The sequence below is a fragment of the Siccirubricoccus phaeus genome (assembly GCF_008360935.1).
In the GTDB taxonomy this organism is placed as follows: domain Bacteria; phylum Pseudomonadota; class Alphaproteobacteria; order Acetobacterales; family Acetobacteraceae; genus Siccirubricoccus; species Siccirubricoccus phaeus.
The window spans coordinates 322,328-341,873 of sequence record NZ_SRXO01000002.1 but is presented as its reverse complement, the minus strand read 5'-3'; the positions used below and the strand labels follow the sequence as shown (position 1 = coordinate 341,873).

Below are 19,546 nucleotides of genomic sequence, written 5' to 3'. Positions count from 1 at the left end.
TGTCCTGCAATCCCATGGCGGTGTCGAGGAGGGCTCTGCCCTCCCCTCGCATCGGACGCGGTGCGCCCGATCCGCCAAAGGCCGAAGGGCCTGCGGAAACCATGGGTCTCAGGCCCGTCGGTCGAGACGCCAAGCTCGGGGGCTCGAGGGTCCTTCGGCCCTTTGCGGGGTTGGACGCACTGCGTCCAACGTGAGGGGAAGGGCGGAGCCCTCCCCCAACTCAGCGGCCGGTGGCGATCCCCGCCTCCGCAATCACCTTCGCCCATTTCGGGATGTCCCGCGCGATGAGGTCCCGCATCCCCTCCGGCGCGCCCGGCGTGACGTCGAGGCCAAGCTGCGCGAAGCGCGCCTGCATTTCCACATCCGCCAGCACCCGCCGCGCATCGGCATTCACCCGCGCGACGATGGCGGCAGGCAGGCCGGGCGGGCCCATCAGCCCGAACCAGGAGGTGGCCTCGAAACCCGGAAACCCCTGCTCCGCCACGGTCGGGAAATCCGGCGCGTTCGGCGACCGCTCCAGCGAGGTGATGGCGACGCAGCGCAGCTTGCCGTCCCGCACCATGGACAGGGCGGCGCCGGTGTTCTGGATGCCGATCGGCACCACGCCGTTCAGCACATCGGCGAGATTGGCGCCGCGATAGGGGATGTGCTCCATCCGGATACCGGCCTGGTGGCACAGCATCTCGCCCGCGATGTGCTGCGGCGTGCCGACGCCGGGCGTGCCATAGACCAGCGTGCCCGGCTCCGCCTTCGCCCGGGCGATGATCTCCGGCAGCGTCCTCTGCGGCAGGTCGAGATTGGTGAAGATCAGCGAGGGCATGGTCAGCAGCAGCCCGATCGCTTCCAGATCCTTGCGCGGATCGAAGGGCAGGGTCTGCAGGCTGGGCACGATGGTCAGCGCGCCATTGGCGCCGAACAGCAGGGTGTGGCCGTCCGGCGCGGATTTCGCCACCCGGTCGGCGCCGATGGCACCGCCATTGCCGGGGATGTTCTCCACCACCACGGGCTGGCCCCAGGCCTCGCTGAAGCGCTGGGCGAAGATGCGGCCAGTGATGTCCGTGGCGCTGCCGGGGGTGAAGCCCACCACCAGCCGCACCGGCCGGCTCGGCCAGCCGGTTTGTGCCAGGGCGGGCGCCGCCAGCCCCGAGCCCGCCGCCGCCGCAACGCCCAGCAGCGCCCGGCGAGACCATGCGTGATGCATGCCGCTTCCTCCCTTCCGACGGCGCCTTGGCGGCGCATGCGCGATGTTACGCCGGAAGGGTAAAGGGATGTCTCCGCCGGCGTCCAGAACGGCCTGTCAACGGGAACAGGCGGCGCCGCCGAGGACGCAGAATTTCGCGCAATGCGGGTGGTTCAGCGGCACCGGCCGGGCGGCCTCGGCGAGCGTTCCGCCCAGCTCGAATTGCGGGTCGTAGGGCAGCAGGGTGCAGGCCAGCACCGACGGCCGCGCCGCCCCGCGCCGCTTCACCAGCATGCGGGCGGAGGCGCACATCAGGCTGTCCGGCGATTTCTTCAATATGCCCCAGCAGGCGGTGGTGATCTCCGGCACATCCGCCGCGGCATCCATCTCCGGGAACAGCATCAGCGCCACCGGATCGGTGGCATCCACCGGAATGCGATGGGCGGCGAAAAGCCGGGCGAAGCCGGCCCGCATCGCCGCCTCCCCCTCCCCGCCGAAGCCGGCGCGGCCGGCGACATGCACCTGGAAGCCATGCTCCGCCAGCCAGAGCAGCCCGTCCAGCGCCTGGGCGAAGCTGCCCGCCTGCCGCTCGGCATCGTGCAGGGCGGGGTCGTAGTGGTCGAGGCTGACGCGCAGCGTCAGCCGCGCGCGATACGCCGCGCGCAGCGCCAGCAGGGCGGCGGCGTGGTGGCGCATCGGCTTCATCGCATTGGTCAGCACCAGGGCGCGGAAGCCGCGCCCCAGCACGGCCTCCAGCATCGCCGGCAGCTCCCGGTTCAGGAAAGGCTCGCCGCCGGTGAAGCCGATCTCCTCCACCGGCAGGGCGTCGCGCGCGATCTCCGCCAGGAAGGGCGCCAGCTCCGCCGCGGAGAGATAGGCCAGCGCGTCGTTCCGCGGGCTGCTTTCGATATAGCAATGGCGGCAGGTGATGTTGCACAGCGTGCCGGTATTCACCCAGAGCGTCCGCAGCGCCGCCAGCGTCACCACGGCGCGCGATTCGCCCTTCGCCGTCACCAGCGGGTCACGGAATTTTCCGGCGGCGAGCGGGCGGTGCGGCGAAGGGGCTGACAAGCGGCGACCTCCTGATGACCAGCTAGAGCGGTTTCACGCTGACTGTGCAGCGCGAAACCGCTCTAGCTTATGGATCGTAGAGCAGATTCACGCCTCCGGGCGATGCCGCCCTCCGGCGATCTGCTCGAGGGATTCGTCCTCACGCGACAAGGGTTACACGACGCCGGCTTCCTGGCGCCGCAATCCCGCAGCGTTCGGCATCAGGAAGCCGGCCCTTGTTTTCAGCGGCCTGCCTGTTCGCTCCATGCGCCGGAACGCCGGCGAACCCTGCGGGCAGGACATTGGCGAAAACCCCGGCACACATCCCGTTAACCACCGCGTGAGACCTTCCCCGCGTGGCTGTCGTGACCCACCCCTCCCCGAACCTGCCGGACCCGCGCAATTTCGACCCGGTGATCTTCCCGGGCACCGCGGGGCTCGGCGAATGGCCGCCGCCGGCCTTCGACTTCGCGGCCGCCGCGCTGCGCGAGCCCGGCCTGTGCTTCGAGCGCGATGCCGGCGGCGCCATCGCCGTGGTGCGCCGCTTCGATCATATCCGCCTGCTCGTCGATATCGAGCGCGCCCATCTGATGTTCGACATCCGGCCGGGCACGCGGGATTTCCTGCTGCTCCGCCTGGTCCCGCCGGCGCTGCGCTATATCGAGACGGTGGAGCCGAACGACCCGGTGCCGCCTGCGCTGCGGGACGAGGACCCGCCCTTGCCGGAGGAGCACCATATCTACGCCGCCACCACCGCCCTGGTGGAGGCCATGGCGGCGACGGCGCAGGAGGAGGCGGTCGCGCTCTGCGATTCTATCCGCCGGGTGCCGCCGGGGGCGGAGATGTTCGAGCAGGCGGTGGCCCGCTGCATCACGCGGGAGGGGCTGCCGCTGGAGACCGTGGCGCCGCTGGCAAGGCGGCTGCAGCGCCTGGCCAATGCCCATGCCGGGGCGCTCGCCGCCGCCGCCGCCCAGCCGGATTACCGCGCCATGGAGCGCATGGTGCACCTGACCCACAAGGTGCTGGGGGATGATCGGCGCTGGGCGAATGATCTGCTGACCCTGGCGCTCGGCTCGCTGGGCCCGGTGATCGACCGGCCGCGCCGTACCATGGATCTGGTGGTGCGGGAGGCGGATGCCAGTTTGCGCCGCCCCGGGGCGCTGCAGAATCTCGGCCGGCTGATCACCACCCAGCGCAATTTGCGGGACCGGCTGACGGATCTCGCCTTGTTCTGGGGCCGCACGGCCACGGCCTGGCTGGCGGTGCATCCGGAGACCACGGACCGGCGGGAAATCGAAGGGCTGGCGCGCAACACGCTACGGCGGCTCTCCATCAATTCCCTCTACCAGCCGCCGGACTGATTTCACCGCCAAACCAGCCGCCGGACTGATTTCACCGCCAAGCCGCCGGCGCGGCGTCGTGGGGCCCCGGCATCCGTCACGATCGGCGCCTCGCACAGCCTGCCGCGGCAAAGCCGCGACGGGGCAACAGGCGGCGCGGGCGGACCGTGGACGCTGTGCGCCAGCCTCAAGGGGCGCGGCGGAAGGGTTGCAGCAGCAGGCGGTCCAGCCGCTGCTGCGGCGCCGCGCGCCAGCCGGGCAGGCCGATCACCACCGCCTCCCCCGCCGCCGGCGCGGCGCGGTAGCTGCCGAAGATCCGGTCCCACCAGGGCAGGCAGAAGCCGAAGCAGCTATCCGTCTCCGCCTTCGCTTCCGAGTGATGGGTGCGGTGCATCTCGGGCGTCACCAGCACCAGGCGCAGCGCCTGCTCCAGCCGTGGCGGCAGGCGGATGGCGGCGTGGTTGAACATGGCGGTCGCGTTCAGCAGCACCTCGAAGGCGAGCACCGCAACGGGCGGCGCGCCCAGCGCCACCACCGCCGCCATCTTCAGCGCCATGGAAAGCAGGATTTCCAGCGGGTGGAAGCGCAGCGCGGTGGTGGCATCCAGATCGGGGTCCGCGTGATGCACCCGGTGCAGCCGCCAGAGCAGTGGAACCGCATGGCTCACCCGGTGCTGGGCATAGACCAGCAGATCCAGCGCCAGCAGCGCCGCCGGCACAGAGAACCATGGCGGCGCGCCGGCCAGCAGCCCGATCCCCCGCGCCTCCGCCCAGAGCGCGGCGCCGACCGCCGCGGCCGGCACCGTCGCCCGCACCGCCAGCGCCCCCGCCACCCCCAGGCCGAGATTGCCCAGCCACCGCGCCGCGGTGGCGCGGCGCCAGGGCCATAGCCTTTCGGCCAGCAGCAGCGCCGCCAGCACCCCGAGGAAGACAGCCAGACGGATCACCGGTTCCTGCGGCATGGGCGCAAAATGGCGCGAAGGGCACTATCCTCCAAGCGCCGGGCGGGGGGGCCGCCTATATCCTGCCGGCCCACCCGGAAAGCTTAGCCAGGCCACGCCACCCCCGAGGACCCACCCAGGCCGACGACCCGGGCCGACCACCCAGGCCGACCACCCAGGCCCATGACCCCAGGCCCATGACCCAGGAAGGACGCCGCATGAGCTGGCAACCCGCCGAGGACCCCGTCTGCCCCGCCCCGCCGTCCGGCGTGGAGCTGGTGCTGCTGCCCCGCGCCCATGATGTGGGCGGCTTCGAGGTGCGCCGCGCCCTACCGGCCAAGGAACGCCAGATGGTCGGCCCCTTCATCTTCTTCGACCAGATGGGGCCGGGGGAATTCCTGGCCGGCAAGGGGCTGGATGTGCGGCCGCACCCGCATATCGGGCTTTCCACCGTCACCTACCTGTTCCAGGGGTCCATCCTGCACCGGGACAGCCTCGGCTCCCGCCAGCCCATCCTGCCGGGGGCGGTGAATTGGATGACGGCCGGGCGCGGCATCGTCCATTCCGAGCGGACCGATGCGGCAGAGCGGGACCATGCCAACCCGCTCTACGGCATCCAGCTCTGGGTGGCGCTGCCGAAGGGGTTGGAGGAGACCGATCCCTCCTTCATCCACCACCCTGAAGCGACCCTGCCGGCTGTCACCGATGGCGGGCTCTCCCTGCGGCTGATCGCCGGCGAGGGCTGGGGGCTGCGCTCTCCGGTCGCTACCGCCTCGCCGCTCTTCTACGCCGATGCGGTGCTGGCCCCGGGCGCCGCGGTGCCGCTGCCGGAGCAGCAGGAGGAACGCGCCGCCTATGTGCTGGAAGGCGGTGTGAGCGTCGCCGGCGACGTGTTCGAGGCCGGGCGGATGCTGGTGTTCCGCGCCGGGGACAAGCTGGCGCTGCTGGCCGGGCCGCAGGGCGCGCGGCTGCTGCTGCTGGGCGGCGCGGCCATGGACGGGCCGCGCTACCTGTTCTGGAATTTCGTCGCCTCCAGCCGGGAGCGGATCGAGCACGCCAAGGAGGAATGGCGGGCGCAGCGCTTCGCCAAGGTGCCGGACGATGCGGAGGAGTTCATCCCGCTGCCGGAGGCGCGGGTGCAGGCCGGCGCCGCGACGCGGCCGAGCGAGGGGTCGCCGACCAGCTAGTGTCCCGGTTCCGAAGTCCTGCGGACTTCGTTCTCGGGCACTAGCTTTTGTTTTCAGTCGCCTGCTTGTCCGCTACGTCGCTGGGAATCCAGCGAACTTCGCGGGCAGGACACTAGAGCAAACTCCGATCAGGTGGCATCACCTGATCGGAGTATTTGCTCGCTTGGACAAAGGCCTAGAGCATTCTCCATGGACCAAGGTGCATGGAGAATTGCTCTAGATGCGGACCGCGCTGATCTACACCCTGGCGGCGCTGGCCGAGATCGCCGGCTGCTTCGCCGCCTGGGCCTGGTGGCGGCTGGGCGCCTCGCCGCTGTGGCTGGTGCCGGGCGGGCTGAGCCTGGCGGCCTTTGCCGGGCTGCTGACGCTGAGCCCGGCCGAGCTGGCGGGGCGCGCCTTCGCCGCCTATGGCGGGGTGTATATCGTGGCGAGCCTCGCCTGGATGTGGCTGGTGGAGGGACGGGCGCCGGATCGGTGGGATGTGGCCGGGGCGGTGGCGTGCCTGGGCGGGGCCGGGGTGATCCTGTTCGGGCCCAGGCATTGAGAGGGGCTCCGCCCCTCTCAAACTCTCCCCGCCAAAGGCCGAAAGGCCTTGGAAACCATGAGTTTTGCGCTTCGACCGACGGGTCCAAACTCACGGGTTCCAAGGGCCCTTCGGCCCTTTGCGGGGTGAGCGCGAGAGGGGCAGAGCCCCTCTCGACTAGGTCAAGAACGCCCCCCCATTCACATGAATGGTCTGCCCGGTGACATACCCGCCCTCCGGCCCCGCCAGCAGCCGGACCATGGCGGCGATCTCCTCCACCGAGCCCTTCCGCTGCAGCGGGATCCCGCTTTCCCGCATCGTGCTCGGCCGCGCGCCCGCGGACGCCCCGCGCACCGTGTCGATACTGCCCGGCGCCACGGCGTTGCAGCGGATGCCATGTGGCGCCAGCTCCACCGCCAGCGCCCGCATCAGCCCTTCCAGCCCGGATTTGCTGGCTGAGACATGCACCCGGTTCGGCGTGCCGATATGGGTCGAAATCCCCGACAGCCCGATGATCGAACCGCCGCCGCGCCGGATCATCTGCGGCACCACCGCCTGGCTGAGGATGAAGGCGCCATCCAGCGCCACGGAGAGGATCTCCCGCCACTCCGCCAGCGACATCTCCAGGAACGCCGTCTGCCGTCGCAGCCCGGCATTGGCCACGGCGATGTCGATGCCCCCCAGCTCCGCCTCCGCCCGCGCCGCCATGGCGGCGACGGCATCCGGCACGGTGACATCCGCCAGGCAGGCGATGGCGGTGCCGCCGGCAGCGCGGATCTCCGCCGCCACGCCCTCGATCGCCGCCTGGTCGTGGCGGCCGTTCACCACCACCGCCGCACCGTCCCGCGCCAAGCTCAGCGCGATGGCCCGGCCGATATTCTTGCCCGCGCCGGTGACGAGGGCGACCTTCCCGGCCAGGACGCCCGATGCCCGGAGCGGCGCGGGCCGCGGCGGGCCGGGCCGGCCGCCCTCTTCCTCTTGTGCGCCCGCCATCTCAGCCCTCGGTCACATAGGGCTTGGCCGCCGCCTCATAGGCGCCGTAGCCCAGCAGCTCGCGGAATTTCGCGGTGGGCAGCGCCGCCCCGACCGCCTCCTGCTCTCCGGCCTTCAGCGCCGCCAGCCCGGCCTCGATCCCCGCCATGGCCGGGGAGATCATGCCCGTCGGGAAGGTGCCGATCTTGAGGCCCAGCTCCGCCGCCAGCGTCTGGCTCGGCGCGATGCGACCGCCGCCCGGGGAGAGCACGGCGAAGGAAGGCCGACCCTTCGCCGCCGCGACGGCCCGCCGCACCTCCGCCTCATCCGCCGGGCTGTCGAGGAAGAGGATATCGGCCCCCTCCTCCACATACATCTCGATCCGCGCCACGGCTTCGTCGATGCCGGCGGTCGGGCGGCAATCCGTGCGGGCGAGGATCAGGATGCCGCTCTCCTTCGCCGCGGCGACGGCGGCGCGGATCTTCATCCGCGCTTCCTCGCGCGGGATGCAGGGCTTGCCGGCGGCGGTCAGGCCGCGCGGGGTGATTTTGTCCTCGATGAGGATGGCGGCGGCGCCGGCCTGGCCGTAGGCGCGGACGGTGCGCTGCACGTTCATGGCATTGCCGTAGCCATGGTCGCCATCGGCCAGGATCAGCAGATCCGGCGCGGCGCGGCGCACCATGGTGAAGCTGTCGAACATCTCGCCGAAGGAGATCAGGTCGAGATCCGGCCCGCCAAGGCGGCTGGCGGCGACGCAGGAGCCGGAGAGGAATGCAGTCTTGAAGCCGGCGCCGGCGGTGAGCTTGGCGGAGATGCCATCCCACACCGCCGGCATGGCGATGAGGCCGGGCTCGGCCAGCAGGGCGCGCAGGCGTTCAGGCGGGGTGGGCATGGCATTTCCTCGGGAGTCGGTTGGGGGAGGATGTTGAGCGCGTTTCGGGCCGGCTGGAAATAGGGGCGGTCCGAGAGGGGCTCTGCCCCTCTCGGGCTCACCCCGCCAAAGGCCGAAAGCCTTTGGAAACCTTGAGCCTGGACCCGCCGGTTCGAACTGCGGGACAAAAATCGCAATAGCTGTCGGTCCCTGGCGAGGATCGGAGGCGGCGCGCCTACGGGCGTCCTTGAACGGCGTGCCGGCGCCATGACGCAAGAGACCCGCCACAAGCCCTTCTGCGGCAGGCTCAAAGGATCGGCTAGCGCAGATCGCCGGAGGGCGGCATCGCCCGGAGGCGTGAATCTGCTCTACAATCCATAAGCCAGAGCGGTTTCGCGCTGCACAGTCAGCGTGAAACCGCTCTAGAAATGGCTCCAGCCGAGCCGCGGCAAGGCCAAGGGCGCGCCGGCAGCATCCAGTACCCGCACCTCGGCAGGTCCCTCCACGAATTCGCCGATGCGCGTCACCGCCACGCCGGCCGCCGCGGCACGAGCCTCGACCTCCGCCCCCTGGCCGGGCGGTGCCGCGAACAGCAGCTCATAGTCGTCACCACCACCCAGCACCAAAGGCAGCAGCGCCGGGTCCCCCGCCAGCAGCGCCGCGGCCGGCGGGGAAAGCGGCACGGCATCCGCCCGCAGCACCGCCCCGCAGCCCCCGGCCCGGCAGAGATGCCCAAGGTCCTGCACCAGCCCGTCCGAGACATCCATCGCCGCTCGTGCCAGCCCGCTCAGCGCCTGGCCCAGCGCCAGCCGCGGCTGCGGCACCCGGTAGCGCCCCGCCAGATGCCCCGCCGCATCCGCCGGCAGCCTGCCTTGGAGCACCCGTAGCCCCAACGCCCCATCGCCGATGCTGCCGGAGACCCAGATCTCGTCCCCCGGCCGCGCCCCCGCCCGCCGCAGCGCCGCCCCGGGCGCCACATGGCCGAGGATGGTGAGGGACAGGCTGATCGGCCCGGGGATGGAGACCGTATCCCCACCCAGCACGGAAAGCCCGAATTCTGCCTGATCCGCCGCCAGCCCGGCGACAAAGCCAGCCAGCCACGCCTCGGACGTGCCCGCCGGCAGCGCCGTCGTCATCAGATAGCCCAGCGGCGCCGCCCCCATGGCGGCCAGATCCGAGAGATTCACCCGCAGCAGCTTGCGCCCGATGGTCTCCGGCGGGTCCTCGGCCAGGAAATGCACCCCCGCCACCATCGCATCCGCCGCCAGCACGAGCTGCTGCCCCGGCGGCGGGTCCAGCAGCGCCGCGTCATCCGCCAGATCCAGCGCGCCGGGCCCGGCCAGCTTGCGGAAATGCCGGGCGATGAGCGCGAATTCGCCCGGCAGGCTCATCGCCCTCGCGCCTCAGCGCCGGTGCTGGGCGGCGAATTCCTCGGCGCGCAGCGCCCGCGCCATGGCGTCCAGCACGCCATTGGCGAAGCGCGGCTCCTCGCCGCCGAAGAAGCCATGCGCGATGTCGAGATACTCGTTGATCACCACCCGCGCCGGCGGCGCCTTCTGCTCCCACAGCTCCGCCGCCGCGGCGCGCAGCAGGGCGCGCAGCACCGGGTCCAGCTTGGCCAGCGGCCAATCCTCGTCCAGATGGCGGGCGATGATGCCGTCCAGCACCTCGCCATTCTTCGCCGCCCGGCGGACGATGGCGCTGAACAGCGGCGCGTCCGCCTCCGGCACCTGGCCATCCTCGAAGGCGCCGGTGCCGAGGCGGTGGCGCAGGAATTGGGAGATGACCGGCTCCGCCGCCTCCCCTGTCTGCTCGCTCTGGTACAGCGCCTGCACCGCCGCCAGCCTTGCGCCGGTGCGCGGCCGGCCGCGCGAGGCGGGCGCCGCCTGGGCGGGGCGCTTGCCCTTGGCCGCCGGCTTCGGCGCAGCGGCAGCGGGCCTGGCCTGCGGCTTCGCCGCCTCCGGCTTCCCCTCCGCCGCCATTTCCGCGCGCAGCCGGTCGAGCTCCGGCGTCTCCGATCCTTCCTTCGGCATCAGAGACCCCAGCGCCGCCGCAGCCGGAGCTGGCCGAGCAGCGCATGCGCCGCCTCGGCCCCCTTGTTGTGCTTGTCCTCCGCCGAGCGGGCCAGGGCCTGGGTGAGGGTGTCCACCGTCAGCAACCCGAAGCCGATGGCGGCGCCGGTCTCGCTGGAGATGTCCATCACCCCCTGGCAGATGGCGGTGCAGATGAAGTCGTAATGGTCGGTCTCGCCCTTCACCACGCAGCCCAGCAGCAGGAAGCCGTCATATTCTTCCGTCTTCTGCGCCAGCGCCATGCGCAGCGCCGCCGGCAGCTCATAGCCGCCGGCCACCGCCACGGTCTGGTGGAAGGCGCCAACGGCGGCGAAGACCTGCTCCGCGCCGCGGCGCATGCCGCTCACCACCGCCTCGTAATAGGGTGCCTCAATCACCAGCAGCCGCGGCGCGGGGCCCGGTACGGGCTCTGCCACGCGCTCCGGCGCGTCGATCGTACTCATTCCGCATCCTTCCGGAGGAGCGGCCGCGTCTCGACAACCCTCAGGCCATAGCCTTCCAGGCCGACGATCGGCCTTGGGTTGTTGGACAGCCGCACCATGTCGCGTACGCCAAGATCGGCCAGGATCTGGGCGCCGATCCCATAGTCGCGGATCTCCGGCGGTGCAACGCGGCGATCCTTGTTGCGCTTCACCTGCTCGCTCATATTCGTCGGGCGCCAGTCGCGGATCACCACCACCACGCCGCGCCCGGCCTGGGAAATCATCCGCATCGCCTCATGCAGGTCGCGGCTGCCGGTGCCCATGATGGTGTCGTGCAGCAGGTTCGCCGCATGCATCCGCACATGCACGGGACCGGGGACGGTGACGTCGCCTTTGACCAGCGCCAGGTGCTCGCCATGCTCCAGCGTCTGGGCATAGACCACGAGCTGCCATTCGCCGCCGATCAGGTGGTCGATCGTGCCTTCCTGGATGCGCCGCACCAGCCTTTCCGTCCGCCGGCGATGCGCGATGAGGTCGGCGATGGTGCCGAGCTTGAGGCCGTGATGCTGCGCGAAGGTGACGAGGTCCGGCATCCGGGCCATCGTCCCGTCGTCGTTCATGATCTCGCAGATGACGCCGGAGGGATTCAGCCCGGCCAGCCGCGCGAGGTCGACCGAAGCTTCGGTATGCCCGGCGCGGACCAGCGTGCCGCCATCCCGCGCCATCAGCGGGAAGACATGGCCCGGCGTCACCAGATCCTCCCGCCCCGCCTCCGGGTTGATGGCGACGGCGATGGTATGCGCCCGGTCGGCGGCAGAGATGCCGGTGGTGACGCCCTCCTTCGCCTCGATGGAGACGGTGAAGGCGGTGGAATGCCGCGTGCCGTTGGCGGCGGCCATCAGCGGCAGGCCGAGCTGTTCCACCCGGTGCCGGCCGAGCGCCAGGCAGATCAGCCCGCGCGCGTGCTTGGCCATGAAATTGATGGCGTCCGGCGTGGCGAATTGCGCCGGGATGACGAGATCGCCCTCATTCTCCCGGTCCTCGTCATCCACCAGGATGAACATGCGGCCGCGTCGGGCTTCCTCGATCAGCTCCTCGGTCGGGGAGATGAAATCGGCGAAGCTGGCCTTGTGCGGCAGGGCGGCGGTCATCCTGGAGGTCCCCTACTGAGCGGCCGGCGGGGCCAGCGCCCCGGGATCGGCCGCCACCAGCCGCGCCACATAGCGGGCCAGCGTATCGATCTCGATGTTCACCCGCGCGCCGGGCTGCAGCGTGCCGAAGGTGGTCACGGCGGCGGTGTGGGGAATGATGTTGACCCCGAACACGTCCCCGTCAACCTCGTTAACCGTCAGTGACACCCCGTCGATGGCGACGGAGCCCTTGACGGCGACGAAGCGTGACAAACCGGGCGGCAGGCGGAACCGCCAGCGCACCGACCCGTTCTCCGGCGCTGCCGAGAGCACCTCCGCCACGCCATCGACATGGCCGGAGACGAGGTGCCCGCCCAGCTCGTCGCCGATGCGCAGCGAGCGTTCCAGATTGACCCGGCTGCCCGGGCGGAAGCCGCCCAGGATGGTCTTCGACAGGGTCTCGGCCGAGGCATCCACCGCGAACCAGTCGCCGCCGAGCTGGACGGCGGTGAGGCAGCAGCCGGAGCAGGCGATGGAGGCGCCGATGACGGCCGGTGCCGGCTGCGCCAGGAAGGCAGGGGAGGTGCCGATGACGAGGCGCATATCCTGCCCCTCCCCGATCGGCTGCACCTCCCTGACCGTTCCGAGGTCGGTCACGATTCCGGTGAACATGGCCCCTCGACCTCCTCGCTGACATATTCGCTGAGCCAGTCCGCCCCGACCGGCCGGCTGGAGATGCGCCGGAATCTGGGCATGGCGGAAAGCAGGTCCAGCGGCAAGGGCTGCACGGCCGGCAGCCCGTCCCCGCCCATGATTCCGGGCGCGTGGAACCAGGCGAGGCGCTGCACCAGCCTGGCGCGCAGCAGCGCGGCAGCAAGGCCGGCGCCGCCTTCGGCCATCACCCTGGTGATGCCGCGCTGCGCCAGGGCGCCGAGCAGGGCGGCCAGGTCCAGCCCGCGCCTTTCCCGCCGCACCGGCAGGATTTCCACCCCCGCTTCCTGATAGGGGGCGAGGGCGGCGGGCTTCTGCCCGGTGCGGGTGGCGATCCAGGTCGGCACAAGCCGCGCCGTGGTGACCAGCTTCGCGCCGAGCGGCGTGCGCAGCCGGGAATCCGCCACCACCCGCGCCAGCTTCACGCGGGACATGCCGGGGATGCGGCAGGTCAGCTCCGGATCATCCGCCAGCACCGTGCCGCTGCCGACCAGGATGGCGTCATGCCGGGCGCGGATGGCATGCGCGGCGCGGCGGGCCTCCGGGCCGGTGATCCATTGGCTCTCGCCGGTGGCGGTGGCGATGCGGCCATCCAGCGTCGTCGCGAGCTTCAGGGTGACGAGGGGCAGGCCGCGGGTGATGCGGCGGGCGAAGCCGGCATTCAGCGCCTCCGCCTCCGCCCGGCCAAGGCCGAGTTCGACGATCACGCCGGCCTCCCTGAGGCGGGCCAGGCCGCGGCCATCGACGCGCGGGTCCGGGTCGCCGGCCGCGACGACCACGCGCCTGACGCCGGCGCGGATCAGGGCGTCGCAACAGGGCGGGGTGCGGCCCCAATGGGAACAGGGTTCCAGGGTGACATAGGCGGTGGCGCCGCGCGCCGCCTCGCCGGCGCGGTCCAGGGCCTGGGTCTCGGCATGCGGGCGGCCGCCGGGCTGGGTCCAGCCGCGGCCGACCACCTGGCCATCCTTCACCAGCACACAGCCCACGGCCGGGTTGGGCCAGGTATTGCCCAGCCCGCGGCGAGCCACCGCCAGCGCCGCCCGCATATGGGCAAGATCGGCGTCAGGATCGGCCATGGGGCGGCGCTGTGAACATCATCGGGGGAAAGTGGCGTGACAAAGGGGTGAACGAAAGGGGGGATCGGGGAGGGCCCTGCCCTCCCCGAGCTCCTCCCGCAACGGGTTCCCATCGACGATGCGGGGCATTGTCGATGGGGTCTCCCTCAGGCCGAAGGGCCTTCGGAAGCCATGAGTCAGGCGCGTTCCAGCAGTACCGCGCCGGCGGGCAGCACCCGTCCGCTCCAGCCGGGCGGCACCAGGGTGGTGGCATCCAGCTGCGTCAGGATGGCGGGGCCGGCGAAGGTCGCCCCGGCCGCCAGCCGGGCGCGGTCCAGGATGCGCGCCTGCACCACGCCCTCCGGCCGGCGCAGCGCCTGGGTGCCGAGCTCGGCGCCCTCGCCGCCCTGGGGGGCCGGCATGGTCGGCGCCGGCAGGCGGCCCGCCGCCTCCACCCGCAGCGTCACGATCTCGATCGCCACCCCGGGCAGGTCGAAGCCGTACAGGCCGCGATGCGCCGCGGCGAAGCCCTCCGCCAGCGCCGCCCGCGGATCGGCCGCCGCCGGCCAGGGGACCGCCAGCTCGAAGCCCTGCTCCTCATAGCGCAGCAGGGCGCGGCGCTGCGTGCTGCGATCCGCTTCCGCCACCGCCTCCTGCGCGAACCAGGCGGCGGCCTCCGCCTCCAGCGCGGCGAAGCCGGCCTCCAGCCCGGCGGGATCGGCCACCGCCAAGGGCTGCGCCACGCTGCGGCTGAACTCCGCCTTCAGATCCGCCGCCAGCAGCCCCTGCGCACACAGCACCCCCGGCGAGGGCGGCACCAGCACTCGGGTCATCCCCAGCAGCTCCGCCAGCGCCGTGCCATGCAGCGGCCCGGCGCCGCCGAAGGGGACGAGCGCGAAGCCGCGCGGATCATGCCCCCGCTCCACCGAGACGATGCGGATGGCGCCCACCATGGTGTTGTCGGCAATGGCGAGGATGCCGCGCGCCGCCGCTTCCAGGCTCAGCCCCAGCGGCTGTGCCACATGCTCGGCGATCGCCGCCTCCGCCCGCGCCGGGTCCAGCGCCATCCGCCCGCCCAGCAGCGCGGGCGGCAGATGCCCGAGCACCAGATGCGCATCCGTGACCGTCGGGCGGCTGCCGCCGCGGCCGTAGCAGGCGGGGCCGGGATCGGCCCCGGCGCTCTCCGGCCCCACCGTCAGCGCCCCGCCGGCGACGCGCGCCAGGGAGCCGCCGCCCGCGCCGATGGTGACCATGTCCACCATCGGCAAGGGCAGCGGCCAGGGCCCGACCCTTCCGGATTGCGTCAGCCCCGCCTGCCCGCCCTTGATGAGGCAGATATCCGCCGAGGTGCCGCCGATATCGACGGTGATGATGTCCGGAATCCCCGCCGCCCGCGCCATGGCGGCGGCGCCGACCACCCCGGCCGCCGGGCCGGAGAGCGCCGTCTGCACCGGCGCGCGGCGGATGGCCGCCGCCCCGGCGACCCCGCCATTGGAGCGCATCAGCAGCAGCGGCGCGGCGATGCCGCCCTTGGCCAGCCTTTCCTCCAGCCGCCCGACATAGGTGGCGACGGCGGGCATGACGGCGGCGTTCAGCACCGTCGCCATGCTGCGTTCGTATTCCCGCACCACCGGCAGTACGTCGCAAGAGGCGGTGAGCGCCAGGCCGGGCGCCGCCTCGCGGGCGATCGCCAGCGCCCGGCGTTCCTGCGCCGGGTTGGCGAAGCTGTGCAGGAAGCATATGGCGATGGCCTGCGCCCCGCCCGCCTGCGCCGCCTGCACGGCTTCGCGCACCGCCTGTTCGTCCAGCGGCGCCAGCTCCGCGCCATCGGCGCCGATGCGGCCCGGGATCTCGAAGACCAGCGAAGGTGGCACCGGGCGCTTCGGCTTCCGCCAGGCCCAAAGATTGTCCCGCCGCGGCAGATCCGCGCGGCCGATCTCCAGCACATGCCGGAAGCCCTTGGTGGTGAGCAGCGCCGTTGGCGCCGTCTTGCCCTCCAGGATCAGGTTGGTGGCGACGGTCGTGCCATGCAGCACCCGGCCGATCTCGCCGGCGCTGCGCCCTGCCTCCGCCAGCGCCAGGCCGACGCCGGTGAGGAAGGCCTCCGAGGGATCGCGCGGGGTGGAGGGCGTCTTCGCCGTCCAGGCCTCGCCCGTGGCGGCATCCTGCAGCGTGATGTCGGTGAAGGTGCCGCCGATATCGACGGCGACAAGCAGGCTGGTCATGGCGCGCTCCCTCCCCCGCCTTGCGGGGGAAGGCCGGGGTGGGGGTGCCGGGCGCCCGCCTCACGCCACTGCATCGACATACCCCTTCCGGTGGAACAGCTTCACCTCGCCGCGCCCCTCGCGCCGCGCTGCCGTCGCCGCCGCATCCACCGCGCCGTCACGGATCACCACGCCATAGTCGCGCGCTGCCGCTTCGGCGCTGACCGCGCCCCCCTTCACATCCGCCAGCACCAGCGCCGGGTCACGCGCGAAGGGATGACCCCAGCCGCCGCCCCCGCCGGTTTCCAGCCGCAGCACATCGCCCCGCTTCAGCACCGTGCCGTCCGAGAGCGGCGCCAGCACCCTCTCCCCCGGCGTGCCGGGATTGACCACCGCCCGGCCGCTGCCGCCATTCAGCCCCCCGGCCACGCCCCAGGGCGGGTTCTGCACGCTGTCGATGCGGATGGCGACCTGCGCCTCCTCGCACAGCACCTCGTATTCCCGCACCACGCCGCAGCCGCCGCGATACTGCCCCGCCCCGCCGCTGTCCCGGTGCAGCCCGTATTCGCGCAGCCGCACCGGATAGGTCAGCTCCATGAACTCCGCCGGGTAATTCTCCTGCGCGACGAAGTAGACGGCATCCACCCCATCGGCGAAGGGCCGCGCGCCATAGCCCACGGCGACGCCGTCGCTCATCAGGAAGCGGCGGCCAGCATGCGCGCCGCGCAGCGCCAGGATGACATAGGCGGAATGCGCCGCCGGCGCCTCGCCCTGCCGCGCCACCGCCACCAGCCCATGCAGCGCCGCCAGCAACCGCATCATCGTCAGCCCGCGCAGCCCCAGCGGCGCCGGCGAACGCGGCCAGAGCAGCGAGCCCTCGCGCAGCCTGACCTCGTCGATGGCGCGCGGCCCGCCGGCATTCAGCACCTGCCCTGCCTCGCCCTGGAGGAAATAAAGGCCGAGCGCCATGCCCGGCACATCCGGGTGCATCAGCAGGTTCACCGGGCCCTGCGCCTGGTCGTCCGTGGCGGTGGCGTCGAGGATGAACCGGTCATCCTCCGTCCGCGTCAGCGCCAGCCGCAGCACGAAGGGGCCGTTCCCCTGCCCGTCGCTGTCGATGGCATCGGCGAAGCGCGTGGTGCCGACCGGAAAGGCGTCCCGCAGCTTGGCGCGCACCAGCGTCTCCGTTCGCCGCAGCAATTGCGCGAAGGCATCCGCCAGCACCGCCGCGCCGAAGCGTGCGGCGAGTTCCGCCACCCGCGCCTCCCCCAGCCGCACCGCGGCCATCAACGCCCGCGTATCGCCCTGGGATTGCAGCGGAAAGCGACTGTTGCGCCAGAAGGTGCGGAGCAAATCCTCGTTCGTGATGCCATCCCGCACCAGCCGTACCGGCGGGATGATGATGCCCTCCTGGAAATGATCCGTCGCATCCGGGCTGAGCGAGCCGGGGCGCAATCCGCCAATGTCGGAAAAATGCGCCCAGCCCATGACGAAGCCGACGCGCACCTCGCCGAGAAAGACCGGCGCCAGGAACACCTGGTCGTTGGAATGGGACACGGCGCCGCGTGAGCCGTAGCAGTCATTGTACCAGTACAGGTCGCCAGGGCGCATGCTCTCCAGCGGATACACGGCAAGCACCGGGCCGACGATGTCGCCGAAGATCGGCAAATCACTCCCCACCGCCATGGCGCCGGAGGCATCGAAGAGCGCGGTGTAGAAATCCTTCTTCTCGCGGATGAAGGCGGACATGGCGGTGCGCTCCAGCAGCGCCTCCATCTCCGCCTGGGCGGCGCGGGCGGCACCGCGGATGATCTCCAATGAAACCGGATCACACTGCATCAGCATCCCCGAGGGGGACGCTGTCCCCCTCGACCCCCTGCCAAGGGCCGAAAGGCCCTTGGAACCCTTGAGTCTAGGCGGCGAGATGGCATGCGACTCCATCCTTCAACACGGGCGCTTCCACGGCGCAGCGATCGACCGCCGCAGCACAACGCGGATGAAAGCGACACCCCGCGGGCACCGCCCGCAAACTCGGCGGATCGCCCGGCAAGCCAGGACCGGCCGCACCACCATCCAGGCGCGGCGCGGCCGCCAGCAAGGCGCGCGTATAGGGGTGCCGCGGCGCCGCGAACAGCCGCTCTGCCGCCCCCTCCTCCACCACCCGGCCGAGATACATCACCGCCACGCGGTCGCACACCCGCCGCACCACCGAAAGATCATGGCTGATGAAGAGATAGGTCAGCCCGAACCTCTCCCGCAGCTCCCTGAGCAGCCGCAGCACCGCCGCCTGCACGGAGAGATCCAGCCCCGCCGTCGGCTCATCCAGAATCACCAGCTTCGGCCGCAGCAACAGGATGCGTGCCAGCCCGATGCGCCGCTGCTGCCCGCCGGACAGCTCATGCGGGTAGCGCGCGGCGAAGGCGGGATCCAACCCCACCGCCTGCAGCGTCTCCGCAATGCGGGCCTCACGCTCCGCCGCATCCGCCACGCCGTGGATGCGCAACCCCTCGGCCAGGGTCGCGCCCACCTGCCACCACGGGTCCAGCGCCGCCCCGGGGTCCTGATGCACATATTGCACGGCGGCGCGGGTGCGGCGCGCCTCAGCCGGCGCCTCGCCACCCACCTTGCGGCCGTCCAGCCGGATCTCCCCCGCCGCCTCCTGCTGCAGGCCGAGCAGGGTGCGCGCCAGCGTCGTCTTGCCGCAGCCGCTCTCGCCGACCACGCCGAACACCTCGCCGGCGCCGATCGAGAGATCGACCCCATCCACCGCCCTGACACCGGGCCGCGACCCGAACAGGGCCCGCCGCGCGCCGAGCTCCACCACCAGCCCGCTGGCTCCGATCAGCTCAGCCACGCGGCGCCTCCTCATACCAGGGGCAGGCGACGGCGCGACCCTCGCCCGCGGGCAGCATCGGCGGCACCTCGATCGGGCAGCCGGAATGGAGCTGCGGGCAGCGCGGATGGAAGCGGCAGCCGGGCGGCTGCGCCGTCGCCGCCGGCACGGTGCCGGGAATGCCGAGGAGATCCGTCGCCCGGTCCGGATGGCAGGCCAGCAGCATGCGCGCATAGGGGTGCAGGGGCGTGTCCAGCACCGCGCGGGTCGGCCCCGTCTCCGCCACCCGCCCGGAATAGAGCACCGCCACCTGATCGCACACCGTCGCCAGCACGCCGAAATCATGCGTCACGAAGAGCAGCGACAGCCCCCGTTCCGCGATGAGCTGCCGCAGCACAACCAGAATTTCCCGCTGCGTCGTCACGTCCAGCGCCGTGGTCGGCTCATCCGCGACGACGAGCGAGGGCTCGCAGGATAGCGCCGCCGCGATCAGCAGCCGCTGCCTTTGCCCGCCGCTGAACTGGTGCGGGTATTTTGCCAGCGCCCCGCCCGGATCGGGCAATTGCACCGCGCGGAACAACTCGACCAGCTTCTCCTTGTGGTCCCGCCGGCGCCCGGGCGCGTGGCGCCGCATCACTTCGAGAATCTGGTCGCCGGCGCGGAACACCGGGTTCAGCGAGAGATAGGGGTCCTGCGGAATGAATCCGATCCGTCCCCGTACCGAGGCGCCATGGTCGCTGAGGATGTCCTCCCCCTCGAACAGCACCGCGCCCTTCGGCACCGTGGCGCCGCGCGGCAAGATGCCGAGGATGGCGCGCAGCAGCGTGGACTTGCCGCAACCGCTCTCCCCTACCACGCCGAGCGAGCCGCCCTTCGGCACCGCCAGGGTCACGTCGTCCAGGATGCGCGCCAGCCCGCCATCGGTGCGGATATGCACAGCCAGATTCTCGACCGAGAGCAGCGGCCGCGTCAGCACCGCGCTCATCGCCCTGCGCCTCCCGGTGTCCTGCCGCGGCTTCGCCGCGGCAGGCTGTGCTGAAGCCCTGGCCGCAAGGC

The 19,546-nt window shown here is 71.8% G+C and carries 18 protein-coding genes; 3 read left to right on the top strand and 15 right to left on the bottom strand.

Annotated elements, in window-relative coordinates; genetic code table 11:
- Positions 1-220 precede the first annotated feature (220 nt).
- A complete protein-coding gene (locus E5N76_RS03985) occupies positions 221-1,201 on the bottom strand; it encodes a Bug family tripartite tricarboxylate transporter substrate binding protein (RefSeq protein ID WP_149535998.1) in 981 nt (326 codons plus the stop codon).
- Positions 1,202-1,297: 96 nt separating this feature from the next.
- Positions 1,298-2,251 carry a radical SAM protein gene (locus E5N76_RS03980; protein ID WP_149535997.1) on the bottom strand — a complete coding sequence of 318 codons (954 nt, stop codon included), beginning with the start codon at positions 2,249-2,251 and terminating at the stop codon, positions 1,298-1,300.
- A 335-nt stretch (positions 2,252-2,586) separates the two neighbouring features.
- Here E5N76_RS03980 and E5N76_RS03975 point away from each other — a divergent pair, with 335 nt between their 5' ends.
- A complete protein-coding gene (locus tag E5N76_RS03975; protein WP_149535996.1) occupies positions 2,587-3,591 on the top strand; it encodes a hypothetical protein in 1,005 nt (334 codons plus the stop codon).
- A 166-nt stretch (positions 3,592-3,757) separates the two neighbouring features.
- Here the strand turns inward: E5N76_RS03975 and E5N76_RS03970 are convergent, their stop codons facing one another.
- Positions 3,758-4,531 carry a sterol desaturase family protein gene (locus tag E5N76_RS03970; protein ID WP_149535995.1) on the bottom strand — a complete coding sequence of 258 codons (774 nt, stop codon included), beginning with the start codon at positions 4,529-4,531 and terminating at the stop codon, positions 3,758-3,760.
- 197 nt (positions 4,532-4,728) lie between these two features.
- Between E5N76_RS03970 and E5N76_RS03965 the strand changes: the two genes are divergently transcribed.
- Both E5N76_RS03965 and E5N76_RS03960 read left to right on the top strand, forming a co-directional pair.
- Complete coding sequence (locus tag E5N76_RS03965; RefSeq protein ID WP_149535994.1) at positions 4,729-5,697, top strand: pirin family protein; 969 nt, start codon at positions 4,729-4,731, stop codon at positions 5,695-5,697.
- Between the two features lie 220 nt (positions 5,698-5,917).
- Positions 5,918-6,241, top strand: a complete 324-nt coding sequence (locus E5N76_RS03960; RefSeq protein ID WP_149535993.1) for a YnfA family protein — start codon at positions 5,918-5,920, stop codon at positions 6,239-6,241.
- Positions 6,242-6,397: 156 nt separating this feature from the next.
- Here E5N76_RS03960 and E5N76_RS03955 read toward each other — a convergent pair whose 3' ends face one another.
- From E5N76_RS03955 to E5N76_RS03900, 12 genes are all read right to left on the bottom strand, one after another.
- Positions 6,398-7,213, bottom strand: coding sequence for an SDR family NAD(P)-dependent oxidoreductase (locus E5N76_RS03955; RefSeq protein WP_149535992.1), 816 nt, complete (start codon positions 7,211-7,213; stop codon positions 6,398-6,400).
- Between the two features lies 1 nt (position 7,214).
- On the bottom strand, positions 7,215-8,084 hold the full coding sequence (locus E5N76_RS03950; RefSeq protein WP_149535991.1) for an isocitrate lyase/PEP mutase family protein: 870 nt from the start codon (positions 8,082-8,084) through the stop codon (positions 7,215-7,217).
- A gap of 401 nt (positions 8,085-8,485) precedes the next feature.
- Positions 8,486-9,454: a thiamine-phosphate kinase gene (gene thiL, locus E5N76_RS03945; protein WP_149535990.1), complete on the bottom strand. Its 969-nt coding sequence runs from the start codon at positions 9,452-9,454 to the stop codon at positions 8,486-8,488.
- A 12-nt stretch (positions 9,455-9,466) separates the two neighbouring features.
- A complete protein-coding gene (gene nusB, locus E5N76_RS03940) occupies positions 9,467-10,096 on the bottom strand; it encodes a transcription antitermination factor NusB (protein WP_408021689.1) in 630 nt (209 codons plus the stop codon).
- Complete coding sequence (gene ribH / locus E5N76_RS03935; RefSeq protein WP_149535989.1) at positions 10,096-10,578, bottom strand: 6,7-dimethyl-8-ribityllumazine synthase; 483 nt, start codon at positions 10,576-10,578, stop codon at positions 10,096-10,098. Before ribH ends, nusB begins: the two co-directional genes overlap by 1 nt.
- The gene (gene ribB / locus E5N76_RS03930; RefSeq protein ID WP_149535988.1) at positions 10,575-11,708 is read right to left on the bottom strand and encodes a 3,4-dihydroxy-2-butanone-4-phosphate synthase; all 1,134 of its coding nucleotides are present in this window, start codon (positions 11,706-11,708) and stop codon (positions 10,575-10,577) included. The genes ribH and ribB overlap by 4 nt, the downstream gene beginning before the upstream one ends.
- A gap of 12 nt (positions 11,709-11,720) precedes the next feature.
- Positions 11,721-12,359, bottom strand: coding sequence for a riboflavin synthase (locus E5N76_RS03925; protein ID WP_149535987.1), 639 nt, complete (start codon positions 12,357-12,359; stop codon positions 11,721-11,723).
- Complete coding sequence (gene ribD, locus E5N76_RS03920) at positions 12,341-13,474, bottom strand: bifunctional diaminohydroxyphosphoribosylaminopyrimidine deaminase/5-amino-6-(5-phosphoribosylamino)uracil reductase RibD (RefSeq protein WP_235907562.1); 1,134 nt, start codon at positions 13,472-13,474, stop codon at positions 12,341-12,343. Before ribD ends, E5N76_RS03925 begins: the two co-directional genes overlap by 19 nt.
- Before the next feature lie 176 nt (positions 13,475-13,650).
- Positions 13,651-15,678, bottom strand: a complete 2,028-nt coding sequence (locus E5N76_RS03915; RefSeq protein WP_149535986.1) for a hydantoinase/oxoprolinase family protein — start codon at positions 15,676-15,678, stop codon at positions 13,651-13,653.
- 60 nt (positions 15,679-15,738) lie between these two features.
- On the bottom strand, positions 15,739-17,475 hold the full coding sequence (locus E5N76_RS03910; protein WP_207791854.1) for a hydantoinase B/oxoprolinase family protein: 1,737 nt from the start codon (positions 17,473-17,475) through the stop codon (positions 15,739-15,741).
- Positions 17,476-17,569: 94 nt separating this feature from the next.
- Positions 17,570-18,511, bottom strand: coding sequence for an oligopeptide/dipeptide ABC transporter ATP-binding protein (locus tag E5N76_RS03905; protein WP_187829961.1), 942 nt, complete (start codon positions 18,509-18,511; stop codon positions 17,570-17,572).
- Positions 18,504-19,475, bottom strand: coding sequence for an ABC transporter ATP-binding protein (locus E5N76_RS03900; RefSeq protein WP_149535983.1), 972 nt, complete (start codon positions 19,473-19,475; stop codon positions 18,504-18,506). Before E5N76_RS03900 ends, E5N76_RS03905 begins: the two co-directional genes overlap by 8 nt.
- Positions 19,476-19,546: the final 71 nt, after the last annotated feature.